Source organism: Flavobacterium frigoris PS1 (genome assembly GCF_000252125.1).
GTDB lineage: Bacteria > Bacteroidota > Bacteroidia > Flavobacteriales > Flavobacteriaceae > Flavobacterium > Flavobacterium frigoris_A.
The window spans coordinates 56,874-71,373 of record NZ_AHKF01000032.1; the positions used below are offsets into that span (position 1 = coordinate 56,874).

Consider the following 14,500-nt stretch of genomic DNA (forward strand, 5'->3'; position numbering starts at 1 on the left):
ATATCCCGTCTTAGGGCGGGATTCATTTAAATAAAACCTAATAATAAAATACATAAAAATGAAATCAAAAAATATTTATAATGAGACACCTTGTACAACAAGGTCTCTTGCCAATCGTACTCTAAAAAGTATCGGAATAATTACTTTAGCTTGGTTGAGTTTTGAAAATTCTGTTCAAGGACAGGAAACTCTTGATACTAAATATTCAAAACCATCATGGTATTTTGGTGTAGCGGGTGGAGCTAATTTTAATTTTTACCGTGGTTCAACGCAACAAATGAATGCAAGTTTTACATCTCCAAAAGCATTTCACGATGGATTTGGTGCTGGACTATTCATTGCGCCACTTTTAGAATATCGTCCTGCTGATTCAAGGTGGGGTGTTATGTTACAAGCTGGATACGATAATCGTAAAGGAAAGTTTGACGAAGTGATTACGGATTGTGACTGCCCAGCTGATTTAAAAGCGAACGTGAGTTATATCACCGTAGAACCAAGTTTGCGTTTTGCTCCTTTCAAATCTGATTTCTACTTATATGGAGGTCCACGTTTGGCTTTCAATATGGATAAATCATTTACCTATCAATTAGGAACTAATCCAGCATATCCGGATCAAACAACTAATGCTGAAGTGAAAGGTGATTTTGACAACGTCAACAAAACAATTGTTTCTATGCAAATTGGAGCAGGTTACGACATTCCACTTTCAACAGATAGCAACAAAACACAATTTGTATTGTCTCCTTTTGTTTCTTTCCAACCTTATTTTGGTCAAAACCCACGTTCAACAGAAACATGGAATAATACGACTGTAAGAGCAGGTGTTGCCCTTAAATTTGGACAAGGACAAAACATCCAACAGTCTACTGATATGGTAAAAGATGCTGAAGTCCAATTTTCTATCAATTCTCCAAGTAATACACCTGGCGAATCTAGATATAATGAAATCTTCCCACTTAGAAACTATGTCTATTTTAATACGGGATCTACTGAAATACCAAATCGTTACGTTCTCTTGACTAAAGATCAAGTGAAAGATTTCAAGGAAGACCAATTGGAGGTGTTTGCTCCAAAAAACTTATCTGATCGTTCAAAACGACAAATGACTGTTTACTATAATGTATTGAACATTTTAGGAGACCGTATGCAAAAAACCCCGTCAGCGACAATTTCCTTAGTAGGTTCATCAGAACAGGGACCTCAAGATGGCTTGGTTATGGCTGAATCAGTTAAAAACTATTTAGTTAATGTATTTGCTATAGATGCGTCAAGAATAAAAACTAAAGGTCAAAGCAAACCTAATATCCCCTCTTTACAACCTGGTGGGATATTAGAATTAGAACTACTTAGTGAAGGTGACCGTAGAGTCTCTGTTGAAAGTACTTCTTCAGATTTATTGATGGAGTTTCAAAGTGGACCGGATGCTCAATTAAAACCTGTGAAAATTGCAGCTCTTCAAGAAGCTCCTACTGAAAGTTATGTAACATTTGATAATAAAGGAGCTAATGAAGCATTATCTTCATGGTCATTGCAACTTGCAGATGAACAAGGAAAAATTCAGTCTTTTGGTCCATATACTGAAGATGTAGTTAGTATTCCTGGAAAATCAATTTTAGGAAGTCGTCCAGAAGGAGATTACAGAGTAAAAATGATAGGTCAAACTAAAAGTGGTGCTATTGTTGAGAAAGAAAGTGATATGCATGTTGTACTTTGGACCCCTGCTAAGCTTGAAGAAGGTATTAGATACAGCATCATCTATGAGTTTAATAAATCTAAAGCGATTACTATCTACGAAAAATACCTTACTGATGTAATTACACCTAAAATTCCTGCTGGAGCAACTGTAATTATTCATGGCCACACGGATGCAATTGGTGAAGAAGTGTATAACAAAGATTTGTCTTTGGCACGTGCTAACGATGTGAAAAACATCATTGAAAGTGGTTTGTCTAAAGCAGGTCGAAATGACGTAACATTTGAGTTGAATGGATTTGGAGAGGATACAAACAAAGCCCCTTTTGAAAACAAAACCCCTGAAGAACGTTCTTACAACAGAACAGTAATCATCGATATTATTCCTGCAAAAAAATAATACAAGAATAGAGATTACATTTATATAATTTGAAAAAAGAGGATAGAAACTTACAAGTCTTTCCTCTTTTTTTTTGACAAAAATTAATAAAACAGAAAATGTATTTTATTAAAAATTAAACCTATTAAAAACAAAAAAACTTGTTTATTGAACATTAGAACTAATTCTATGAAGAATTACAATACCTAACTCAATAAATATAATTATCTTTATATCAACAACATAATAGTTTAGAAACATGAAAGAAAATAAATTATTTACAACTGAAAAAGTGGGTTCCATAGAATTAAAAAATCGAATTGTTATGGCACCAATGACAAGATGCCGAGCAATAAAAAATATTCCAAACGAACTTATGCTTGAATATTATAAACAACGTTCAAATGCAGGTCTAATCATTACAGAAGGAACAGCACCCTCAGCTAACGGGCTGGGCTATGCCCGAATTCCAGGTATCTTTAGCGAAAAGCAGGTTGAAGGCTGGAAAAAAATTACTGAAGCAGTACATGAAAATGGAGGGAAAATAGTTGTTCAATTAATGCACTCTGGAAGAATCAGCCATTCGCTTAACATGCCTGCAGGATCAAAGATATTAGCACCTTCCGCCGTAAAAGCTGCAGGACAAATGTGGACCGACTTAAAAAATCTACAAGATTTTGAGACGCCAATAGAAATGTCTTTACAAGACATAATTCATGCCAAAACGGAATTTATATCTGCGGCCGAAAATGCTTTATTCGCTAAGTTTGATGGTGTCGAATTGCATGCTGCCAATGGCTATCTTCTAGAGGAGTTTCTTTCTCCAGTAAGTAATATCCGTGACGACAATTACGGAGGAAGTATTGAAAACCGCTGCCGTTTTGTTCTTGAAGTCACAAAAGCAGTAGCAAAAGCAATTGGAAAAGAAAAAACGGGTATCCGATTATCTCCATATGGAGTGGCTAGTGATATGCCACATTATCCAGAAATAGACGAGACTTATGACTATTTATCAAAACAACTCAGTAAGCTTGACATCGCCTATATTCATCTTGTCGATCATTCCGCTATGGGAGCTCCACCAGTACCAACAGAAATAAAAAAAATGATTCGCAAAAACTTTAAAAATACAATTATTCAGTGTGGCGGTTATGACATGGAAACTGCTGAACAGGCAATTGAAAACGGGCTGACCGATTTAGTGGCTTTTGGGAGACCTTATATCAATAACCCTGATCTTGTCCAACGATTCAAAAATGATTGGCCTTTATCACAGGACCTTAATGCGGATTTATTCTACACGGCTGATGAAAAAGGATATACTGATTATCCATCTTACAAACCCTGATTTTATTTTATTTATTCCGAATTCGTTATCCGAATTCGTCGAAAATGACTTTAATGTAAAATCAATATTTCATATTAAATTATTAGCTGATAAAAAAGGCTAACAAAGATTAATTGCAAGTATACCATAACGAAACCATTGATCACTTTTCCAATAGTCATAACTATAGCCTAAAGTAAATATTTAGTATGCTTTGTATTAGATCTTAAAGATGGTACTTCAATTATTTTTTATTATGCTAATAATTTTCCTACATCATATTTTTTGAATAATCAAAATTGAATCAAAAAAAACCTTAAATTTACATCTGATTCTATGTAAATATGACGGAAAACGAAAAGATCATTGTCAAATTCTACTCTGCTTTTGCAAACGGTGATGCTTCCACTATGAGTGAATGCTATCACCCAGATATTGCTTTTCGTGATCCAGTTTTCGGATTACTGAAGGGAGGTACTGTTTCCAAAATGTGGAAAATGCTTATTGAAAGCAGCAAAGGAGCTTTGAAAATTGATGTTTCAGATATAAAAGCCGACGAGTACGTTGGCGCAGCCCAATGGACCGCATCCTATATCTTTAGCAAGACCAACAGAAAAGTTATAAATGTAATCCAGGCTCGTTTCCATTTTCAAGACGGATTAATTATAAAACATACGGATGACTTTGATCTATGGAAATGGTCTAAGCAAGCTTTTGGAATAACAGGAGTATTATTTGGCTGGACCGGGCATATGCAAAAGAAGATAAACGAAAAGGCGGTTTCATCCCTTAAAAAATATAAATAATCCAACATATAATGGTTAAAATTTTAAAAACACTTTTTTACCGAGATTTAAATAGGCTAAAATCCGAAATTGAACTTTACAACAATGACAATGATATCTGGAAAACCCAGAAAGGAATAACTAATTCTGCTGGAAATCTTTGTTTGCATTTAGTAGGTAATCTTAATACCTATATTGGAAGCGTTATTGGGAAATCAAATTATGTTAGAGACCGAGAACTTGAGTTTTCATCAAAGGGTATCTCTAAAACAGAGCTGATTAAAAAAATCGAAGAAACTATAAATATAGTTAACAAATCTTTAGACCAATTATCAGAAGAGGAATTGAAAATGGACTTCCCTACTTTGGTATTTGATGAAAAAACATCGACCGAGTTTATGTTAATCCACTTGACTACTCACCTAACCTATCATCTTGGACAAATAAATTATCACAGGCGTTTATTGAATGACTAAAACATACTTTCTATTCAAGTAAAATGATCCTATAAATACAACCCAGCAATTCTTTTTTTGAGAAAAATTTTCAAATACTACTTGCTTCCGAGTGTGTTTTTTCGTTATTCGTGTTCGTCTATGGATAACTCACCACTTGCATTTCTTCATTTCAAAATATCCAAAGGCGATTCCTTTTCAGAATGATTTTTTTGCTGGGGTTTTCAAAAAAATGAAACGGAATATAATTAGAGGCAACAATTCTGCACAACTATTTCTTTCTTTGGGTACATTCACCATGAGTACGCCTCTATAAAACTGAATCACCTTCCATCATATTATAGTATTTTTTAGGATATAGCCCATAAAACTACATTCCTACCAAATAAATAAAAATAAAATAAACCTAAATAACTAAAAATCAATTATCTAATTTCATAATTTTACTTCCTCTTTCCTGATGAAAAGAATTTAGTAACTATTACCTTTTTGTGTCAAGACCTCCTTAGCACGTATTCCCTATAAAAAAGGAATTACTTTCTTATTTGGCTATTTATCACAAATGATTATCTTGCGGATCATGTTTAAGAATAAATATTGAGTTAAATCTAAAATATAATGAAAAAAGTATTACACAAAAAATTAAACGAATTACAAGCAACGGCAATTTGTGGAAATGATATAAGTTCCTCTTGTCTCTATGTATCGGCCCTTACAATTATGTACGCCGGTCAGTACGCTTGGATTTCATTATTATTAGTCGCTGTTGTATTATTTTTGTTTAGAAAAATATATGGAGAAGTTGTAGGTGCAATTCCTCTTAACGGTGGTGCTTACAATGTATTATTAAATACCGCTTCCAAAAGACTAGCTTCCATTGCGGCAACTTTAACTGTACTGTCCTATATGGCCACCGCCGTAATATCTGCTTCAGAAGGAATGCATTACCTACATGGAATAATTCCAGGAATTAATATCATGATAGCTACAATTATTGTTTTACTTGCATTTACTGGACTGGCTATTTTAGGTATCGGAGAATCAGCAATTGTTGCAGTAGTAATTTTCATTATTCACCTCTCAACGTTAACGATATTAGTTCTGGCTTCGTCTTGGTTTATTTTTAATACTGGACTAGACACTTTTAATATTAATTGGAGTCTTCCTGTCTCGACGGGTGGAATAGTAAATGCTCTTTTCTTAGGATTTTCGGCCGCTATGCTAGGAATCTCAGGGTTTGAAAGTTCGGCAAACTTTGTCGAAGAGCAACAACAAGGAGTTTTTCCCAAAACACTCCGTAATATGTGGGCAATTGTAAGTTTTTTTAATCCCGTAATCGCATTACTATTAATTTGTATCATTCCTCTTGCCCAAGTAGGAGAACATCAAGAGTCATTATTGGCATATTTAGGGCATACCACAGGAGGTTCTTGGTTAGCTTATCTAATTTCAGTCGACGCTGTTTTAGTACTGTGTGGAGCCGTTTTAACTTCGTTTGTTGGGGTTTCGGGCTTGTTAAATCGTATGACATTAGATCGAATATTACCTAATTACTTTTTGAAGCAAAACAAACGTGGGTCTAATTATCGAATAATTATTAGCTTCTTGATATTATGCGTATCTGTTTTATTCGTCACTGCAGGTGATCTTCTTGCATTGGCCGGAGTATATACTTTCTCATTCTTAGCAGTGATGGCACTTTTTGGTATTGGAAATCTATTATTGAAATTTAAACGTAAAAAATTACCAAGACCTGAAAAAGCCAGAGGAATCGCAGTTGTTTTTGCAGTATCCTTAATCGTTGCAGCATTTATAGGAAACATCCAATTGAACGTCAGCTCGTTTTATACATTCATAAAATACCTAATCCCTTCATTGTTGTTTATATCTATAATGCTTAATCGCTCCTTTCTTATAAAAGTTTTAATAGATGCTCTGGAATATTTTTACAAACCTTTAAGAAGAATGGTAATTTTCAGCAATCGTTATTTAATGAAGATGAATTTGAAAATCAGTTCCCAAGAGCTTGTTTTTTTTACTAAAGGGGATGATGTTGCCATTATAAATAAAGTAATGCAATATGTTCAGAATAATGAAACAACAAAAAAATTAAAGATCGTAAACATAAAAAGCGAAGGCGAAAACAATGATCTTCTTATCACAGACCTTAGAGTATTAGATCGAGCCTATCCAGAGATTGACATCGAGTTCATCGAGTTAGATGGTATTTTTGGTCCTACAATAATCGACGAATTATCTAAAAAATGGGGAATTCCAAAAAATTTCATGTTCATTGGTTCTCCTGGAGACCGCTTTTCCTATAGAGTAGCTGAATTAGGAGGGGTACGTTTAATTATGTAACTTTATTTAGGAATATAGTGCACTATTGATCTTGAAATCGGAAAAATAAAAACACATGAAAAAAATTATCGACTACACGCTTTTTCAAGATGGTGATTTTAACATTAAAGTAATTAACATTTTAAAACTGTTTGTGTTTTTAGTTGTCGTTACTCTTCTGTTGAAAATCATCCGGAAAGCAATTTTTAGGATCGATAAAATTGATGTTGCCAAAAAATACTCAATATATAGCTTAGTTAGGTATTTAATTATAGTAATTTCAATCATTTCAGGGTTGCAGCTCTTTGGCTTTAATCTCTCTGTTCTGGTGGCTGGTTCAGCTGCATTATTGGTAGGAATTGGTCTGGGATTACAAAATCTTTTTAGCGATTTCGTATCTGGTATTATACTTTTGGTGGATTCCTCCGTAAAAGTAAATGATGTTATCGAGTTAAATGGATTAGTTTGTACCGTTCAAGAAATTAATTTGAGAACCACCATCGTTCTGACTAGGGACGATAAATATATTATTTTACCAAATTCCGACTTAACTAGAAACCAATTAATAAATTGGACGCACAACGATTTTGCGTCACGTTTTGAAGTCACTGTCGGAGTTGATTATTCTTCAGACATACAGCAAGTCATACAAGTTTTAAAAGAAGCTGTTGACAGTCAAAAAGGCATTTTGAAAGAGCCTATTCCATTTGTTCGTTTTACAGACTTCGGAGATTCCTCCCTAAATTTCTCGGTAATATTCTGGTCTGAAGAGTTGTTTCGAATCGAGAATGCAAAGAGTAATCTGAGAATAAAAATATTTGAATTATTCAAAGAGAACAATATCACTATACCATTTCCTCAAAGGGTAGTTCACATCAACAACTAGAAAAAATGGAAGAAGAGATTCAAAAATACCTATACAATCCCACAGTTGGTAAAATCGTAACCTTTCTTATAGGAGTTGCGGTAATTTGGATGTTAATAAAAGTAGTCCAAAAAAATCTCTTTTCAAAAATCAAAGACAATGATAACCGCTACAAAGCCAAAAAAATCAGCACTTTCGTTGGTTATTTAGCAACTGTTATTTTCTTAGGCATTATTTTTACCGAAAAACTAGGAGGCCTTACAGTTGCCCTAGGAGTTGCTGGAGCAGGAATCGCCTTTGCATTACAAGAAGTTATTGCTTCGTTCGCTGGTTGGTTAGCTATCATGTTTGGTGGATTCTACAATTCAGGAGATCGCGTTCAGCTGGGCGGAATAAAGGGTGATGTTATGGATATTGGCGTTTTAAGGACCACTATCATGGAAACGGGACAATGGGTTGATGGTGACTTATATAATGGTAGAATTGTATTAATCGCCAATAGTTATGTTTTTAAAGAGCCTGTATTTAACTATTCCGGTGATTTCCCCTTTTTGTGGGACGAAATAAAAATTCCTATCCAGTATGGTAGTAACTATGAAAAAGCCCAAGAAATAATATTAAATTCTGGTATTGAGGTTGCTGGTGATTTAACCGAAAAATCAAAGCAAAAATGGAAATCACTTCAATTTAAATACCGTTTAGAGGATGCACAAACTGCCCCTATGATATCCTTGATTGCCAATGATAACTGGGCAGAATATACACTACGATATGTTGTTGACTATAAAAAAAGAAGGGCCACAAAAACCATATTATTCACTAAAATTCTTACAAAAATTGAAGCTACTAATGGCGAAGTAAAAATGGCTTCGGCAACATTCCAATTAGTACAAGCCCCTGACTTCAATGTCAATGTAAAAAATTAGCTATGGATTTATTTCATCTTTTTTCAATTCTAATAGTCTTATCCGCTGCTTTGCCTTTATCTACTTTAGAATATTAAATGCGCTTCTCTTTGCTTAAATCGGTTTAGATTTATTAGTGTTACAAACGAACCAAAAAATACTTTTTGCAGCTGTTATCGTATTATTTATTACGCTAATCACGAGATATTTTTCGATATATACCTTCAATAGTGGTGCGGCTGAAAGAAAAAATCAGCTAAAAAACAATACTCATTTTAACTTGGGGTGATATAAGAGGCGGAATCTCCATTGCTCTTGCTCATTCGATCGATCTTCAGTTTAATAAAGATATTTGAGTCACCATTACTTATGTTATTATTTATTTCTCTATTTTGGTAAAAGGAATGACTATTGGCGAATTTGCTAGAAAAATGTATTCAGTCATTCTTTTTTTCACACTTATAAACATGTAGTAATTAAAAATTCTTCTTTGTAGAAAAAAAAACAATTCTTTTTGAAGTTTATACTATTTTTTGATTAAATTTATAATCCCACAATCTACTATATATTAGACTTATATGTTTTTAAAAATTGCTACGGCATGCATCCATATGTATTCCTCACTCTAATTTATTAAAAATGGATCATAAGAATTTAAATCCCAATATAGTTAATCCTGATTATTATACTCTACAGCAAGATTACAATTCGTTAAAACAACTCTTTGACACAATAGCCAACAAGAATCAATTTAATGAAAATAAAATCGAGCACATAAATGAAAGACTAACAGAATCCTTAGAAAACATGTCAGATGCTTTTGTTGCTATTGACAACAATTGGAAATACACCTTTGTAAACCAAAAAGCGGCTATAATGTTTGGAAAACAGCCTGAAGACCTCATTGGAAAGAATGCTTGGATTATATTTCCTGACTCTTTGGGACAACCATACCATAAGGTGTATTACAAAGCAATGAAAACCAAGAAACAAATCATTTTTGAAGATTATTATGATCCCTGGGACCGTTGGTTTGAAATTCGTGTGATACCAGGTAAAGAAGGACTGGTTATTTTTTTTCAAGATATAACGGAACGTAAATTAGCTGAAAAAAAATTAAAAGATCTTAATACAAAACTGAAAACACGAAATAGAGAATTATACGAGAGTATTATCCAAATACAAAAAATTAACGCTGAATTAATTTATGCAAAAGAGAAAGCAGAAGAGAGCGATCGTTTAAAGTCTGCTTTCCTAGCTAACATGAGTCATGAAATTCGCACTCCAATGAATGGCATTTTAGGCTTTACAGAGCTTTTAAAAGAGCCTAAACTAACTGGGGAAGAACAACAGGAATACATTAAAGTAATCGAAAAGAGCGGCAGTAGAATGCTAAATATCATCAATGATATCGTTAGCATTTCAAAAATAGAATCAGGGCAAATGAATCTATCCTACAAGGAAAGTTCAATTAAAGATCAAATTGTTGCTATATATAACTTTTTTAAATTAGAAGCGAAACAAAAGAATATTGAACTTAAAATAAGTAATACTTTAAAAGACGAGGAAAGTTTTATAAGAACCGATGAAGAAAAAGTGTATTCCATACTATCACATTTACTTAAAAATGCTATAAAATTTACGGACTCCGGATCAATTGAGATAGGCTGCTTTAAGAACGATAATGCTATCACTTTCTATATAAAGGATTCGGGTATTGGCATCAACTCTGATAAAATAGACCTCATTTTTGAAAGGTTCACACAAGAAGACGATTCTTTAAATAGAAATTATGAAGGTGCCGGTTTGGGTTTATATATTGCTAAATCATACGTTCAACTTCTAGGAGGAAAAATCTGGGGGAAAAACAACGTAAACAATGGGGCCATTTTCTATTTTGAAATCCCTTTTATAAAACCAAACGAAATTGACAAAGAAATCCAAATACCAATAATTCCTACTGAGACGCAAAAATTAAAAATACTTGTCGCAGAAGATGACAGTATTTCGCTAAAATTTATTTCTAAGATTTTAAAAATATTTGGGGAAAACTTGTTAATAGCCCGAAATGGTTTTGAAGCAGTAAATTTGTGCAAAAAAAATCCAGATATTGACATCGTCTTAATGGATATACAAATGCCAGTAATGAACGGTTACGAAGCGATTAAAAAAATAAGAGAGTTCAACGAAGAGGTAATAATAATTACTCAAAGTGCTTTCGTATTTACTGATGAAGCTGAAAAAGCTATTGAAGTTGGTGGCAATGGGTACATCTCAAAACCAATTAATAAAAACCAGTTAATTGATCATATCAACAAACAAATAGTTGCAGCAAAATCTAAGTCCAAAACTAAGATCTCTCTATAATATCAGTTAAGTTAAAATTCCAGTCCAAGTCTTTTTTATACCAAAGCTGTCCTTCCGATACGTCTAAGGGACAGTCAAAATTATTGGTGTAAAGTGCCCCGGTTCCAAGCCCCTGAGGCAGTAGATTATGCTGTAAAAAGGTCCATTGCGCTATGGCATTTAATCCAATATTACTCTCTAAAGCGGACGTAATCCACCATTGTACTTGATGCTTTTCAGCCAATAAAATCCACTCTTTTGTACCGCGAAAACCACCTATAAAACTAGGCTTCAAAATGATGTATTGAGGCTTTATTTTCTTTAACAATTGCTCTTTTTCTTCCAATGTAAACACACCAATTAGCTCTTCATCAAGCGCGATAGGTAAAGGAGTCGTTTTACAGAGCTCTGCCATCCTGTCAGTATGATTTTTTCGTATAGGCTGCTCAATGCTATGTAGCTTAAATTCAGATAGTTGATTTATTTTAACTAAAGCTTCATTTAAACTAAAAGCACCATTAGCATCGACCCTAATTTCGATCTTTTCTGGACCAAAATGATCCCGAATATACCCCAATAACTGTAGTTCTTTCTCGAAATCTATCGCTCCAATCTTTAGTTTTATACAGTGAAAACCCTGAGCCAGTTTCTCTTCTATTTGTTGCCTCATAAAAGCGGCTTCCCCCATCCATACAAGTCCATTAATTTGAATAGACTTTGACCCTTTGGTGAACTCTGAAGGGAACAACAAAAACGGCGACTCACTGTTCAAAGACCGGAAAGCCATTTCAACCCCAAACTGTATCGAAGGAAAGGCAATTAATGCTTCCCAAAGACCTTCTTCTCCTAGATGAATATTCTCGCAGGTCCAATTCAATTTAGCTTCATAATCCGGTCTGTCGTCGACACTCAAGCCTCTAAGAATACCACACTCGCCTATTCCCGTTTTATTGTCTTTTTCTAACACAATAAACCAGGTCTCTTTTTCAGTCATTACACCTCGAGAGGTTCCTGAAGGACGCTTGAAATCGAGTATGTATTTATGGTAGGTTGCTTTCATAGTGAATCGTAAAATCTGAGAATTGAATGGCGAATCGTTTTATTTAGATTTTACTTTTGGTTTCATCAAATATGAAATTCCAATTAATAAAGCTCCAAAAAAACTCAATATAGTAAACATATAAGTTGGTCGTTCGTTAAAAAAATACATTTTAACATTTAAGCTTATTCCAACTAAAAGAATAAACGAACCGAAATAACGTGTAATTGAAACTGCTGTTTTCATGCTTATTTTTGATTTATATTTTTTCTATAATTAACATCATAAAACTTAAATGACTTATATATTAAAAATTAATACTTTTTAAAAGCTATTCAGTCCGTAGCAGCTTCAAAACCTTCTCAAAATCATTCGATGGCAATCCGGTTCTTCGAAATAAGACAAAGTCTTGTTGTACCTTTTCAGTCCAACTCAAGTTAGTTGTCACATTTTGAGACTGGTATTCTTTGTAGATGTTTTTAGCACTTCTATATTCATTATTCAACAAATAAGCGTGTGCCAAATTGAGCTTTACAAGCAACTCAGCACCGTCCAGATTCTCTCCTTCTTTTAAGAATTTGATTGCCTTCCCGAACTGTTTGGTTAATATGTAATTGAAGCCAATCGCATTATAATCTAAAGCGGTTGCCTTTCCGTCGTTGATTATTCTTGCGTACTGCATAATAGCGTTGCCGTAATCGCCTTTTTTACTTAGACGCACTCCTTGCGCACGTAAATCATCATAAACACCCTTAGAAACTCCCGCTTCGTTAATACAGCTATTTCCAAAATCCTTATAGGCTTTAGTTTGCTCCATAACAAGCAACTTCTGGAATTCCTGGAATTTGTATTGCTTTTGGATTTTCTCCTCAAGACAGATGCAAAAATCATCTGAGTTAACCATTTTACTGGCTAATACCGAAGTTTTACATTGATTTATTATCAATTTACGGTTTTCTAAGGTCCATCCTCTGCTGAGTTTTGTGTCTACCCAAGGCACCACTTCGAGAATGATTTTTTGTTTCATCATCCAATTCGTACTTTCGAAACCAAACCACAAATTTCCAGTACCCGATTGCAAACAAGTAGATTTTTCAAGTGAAAGACGTTTAGCATCTTTACTTATCGGGGTTTCCTGAGCCAAACAGGCCTTATTGATATCTCCAGATTTCTGATAATCCAAAGCCAATTCATTTGATGAGAAAATAGCATACTTGCATTTATCGTCTCCTGATATTTTTGACAACAAAAATACTGCTCCAGCAGATCCCTGACTGATTCCGGTAGGATCCGGAATTGATTTTAGTACTGAAACCAGACTTCCTGCCAACTGCTGATTATCATCGAGTAAGGTGATTCTATAAATCAGTTCAGTAGTTCCGATGGGAAAATCGTCGGTTTTAACCATGATTCGATCCCGTGCGGAAATAATTATTTCCTTGGTCGTAGCTCTTTCTTTATCCCAATACCCCTCATTTTGAGCAAAAGCCGACTGATAAAAAATGCTAATGAATAGCACAAAAACTATTTTCTTCACCTCTGTTTTCTTAATTAATAATATGCCCTAGCCCAGATGGAAGTGCAAATCCTTTTGCACTTAGAACCTGATTTTTTTTCAGGTTCTAAGTGTAAAAGATTGCAACGCACAGCTGGAAATAGCTCCAAAAAAAAATTACAATTCGATGCTATCGCCTATTCCTAACAACATCAAATCTTTTCCTTTATCAAAGAATTTCTGAATCGCTTCTTTATGGTCGATTTTTATATATCCAAAGGTGTCATAGTGATACCCCAATATTTTATCGCACTCCACAAAATCAGAGGCAAGGATAGCGTCCTCAACATCCATAGTGAAATTATCACCAACAGGAAGAATGACTAAATCGAGCTTGGTGCGCATCGGGATTAACTTCATGTCCATAGTAAGCGCGGTATCACCCGCAACATATATGTTTTTATGCTCGCCTTCAATAACAAAACCACCCGGATTACCTCCGGTAGTGCCATCAGGAAATGAACTAGAATGCACCGCATTTACATATTTCACTTTCCCAAAGTCAAAATTCCAGCTTCCGCCATGATTCATAGGATGTGCCTGAAACCCTTTTGCAGAATAATAGCTAGCAATCTCAGCATTTGAAACAATAATAGCATTAGTTCGTTTTGCAATAGCCTCCACATCCAAAACATGATCCCCATGAGCATGAGTCAATAAAATGTAGTCCGCTTTTAAACTATCTACATCAATATGCGCTGCCAATGGATTTCCAGAAATAAAAGGATCAACTAAAATATGCTTGCCTCCTACTTTGATTCCAAGAGACGCATGTCCGTAAAATGTAATTTTCATAATTATCTATTTTTATA

The 14,500-nt window shown here is 34.2% G+C and carries 11 protein-coding genes; 8 read left to right on the plus strand and 3 right to left on the minus strand.

The features are described from left to right. Window positions 1–58: 58 nt before the first annotated feature. The 8 genes from HJ01_RS16545 (at window position 59) to HJ01_RS16580 (ending at window position 11,115) form a co-directional block, all read left to right on the plus strand. Window positions 59–2,092 (plus strand): OmpA family protein, encoded by a 2,034-nt coding sequence (locus HJ01_RS16545; protein ID WP_007139657.1) that lies wholly within the window; start codon window positions 59–61, stop codon window positions 2,090–2,092. Between the two features lie 238 nt (window positions 2,093–2,330). Next, window positions 2,331–3,419: an alkene reductase gene (locus HJ01_RS16550; RefSeq protein ID WP_007139658.1), complete on the plus strand. Its 1,089-nt coding sequence runs from the start codon at window positions 2,331–2,333 to the stop codon at window positions 3,417–3,419. Window positions 3,420–3,742: 323 nt separating this feature from the next. Further along, on the plus strand, window positions 3,743–4,204 hold the full coding sequence (locus tag HJ01_RS16555; RefSeq protein ID WP_007139659.1) for a nuclear transport factor 2 family protein: 462 nt from the start codon (window positions 3,743–3,745) through the stop codon (window positions 4,202–4,204). Window positions 4,205–4,215: 11 nt separating this feature from the next. Continuing rightward, window positions 4,216–4,659: a DinB family protein gene (locus HJ01_RS16560; protein WP_007139660.1), complete on the plus strand. Its 444-nt coding sequence runs from the start codon at window positions 4,216–4,218 to the stop codon at window positions 4,657–4,659. A 597-nt stretch (window positions 4,660–5,256) separates the two neighbouring features. Then, complete coding sequence (locus HJ01_RS16565; RefSeq protein WP_007139662.1) at window positions 5,257–6,999, plus strand: APC family permease; 1,743 nt, start codon at window positions 5,257–5,259, stop codon at window positions 6,997–6,999. Between the two features lie 55 nt (window positions 7,000–7,054). Continuing rightward, complete coding sequence (locus HJ01_RS16570) at window positions 7,055–7,864, plus strand: mechanosensitive ion channel family protein (RefSeq protein ID WP_007139663.1); 810 nt, start codon at window positions 7,055–7,057, stop codon at window positions 7,862–7,864. A gap of 5 nt (window positions 7,865–7,869) precedes the next feature. Continuing rightward, window positions 7,870–8,769: a mechanosensitive ion channel family protein gene (locus tag HJ01_RS16575; RefSeq protein WP_007139664.1), complete on the plus strand. Its 900-nt coding sequence runs from the start codon at window positions 7,870–7,872 to the stop codon at window positions 8,767–8,769. 618 nt (window positions 8,770–9,387) lie between these two features. Further along, window positions 9,388–11,115 carry a PAS domain-containing hybrid sensor histidine kinase/response regulator gene (locus HJ01_RS16580; RefSeq protein WP_007139666.1) on the plus strand — a complete coding sequence of 576 codons (1,728 nt, stop codon included), beginning with the start codon at window positions 9,388–9,390 and terminating at the stop codon, window positions 11,113–11,115. Here the strand turns inward: HJ01_RS16580 and HJ01_RS16585 are convergent. From HJ01_RS16585 to HJ01_RS16600, 3 genes are all read right to left on the minus strand, one after another. Next, window positions 11,099–12,154, minus strand: a complete 1,056-nt coding sequence (locus tag HJ01_RS16585) for an o-succinylbenzoate synthase (RefSeq protein ID WP_007139667.1) — start codon at window positions 12,152–12,154, stop codon at window positions 11,099–11,101. The genes HJ01_RS16580 and HJ01_RS16585 overlap by 17 nt on opposite strands. Before the next feature lie 310 nt (window positions 12,155–12,464). Then, window positions 12,465–13,670: a tetratricopeptide repeat protein gene (locus tag HJ01_RS16595; protein WP_007139669.1), complete on the minus strand. Its 1,206-nt coding sequence runs from the start codon at window positions 13,668–13,670 to the stop codon at window positions 12,465–12,467. A 135-nt stretch (window positions 13,671–13,805) separates the two neighbouring features. Further along, entirely contained in the window at window positions 13,806–14,483 is a 678-nt protein-coding gene (locus HJ01_RS16600) for a metal-dependent hydrolase (protein ID WP_007139671.1), read from the minus strand. Between the last annotated feature and the right edge of the window lie 17 nt (window positions 14,484–14,500).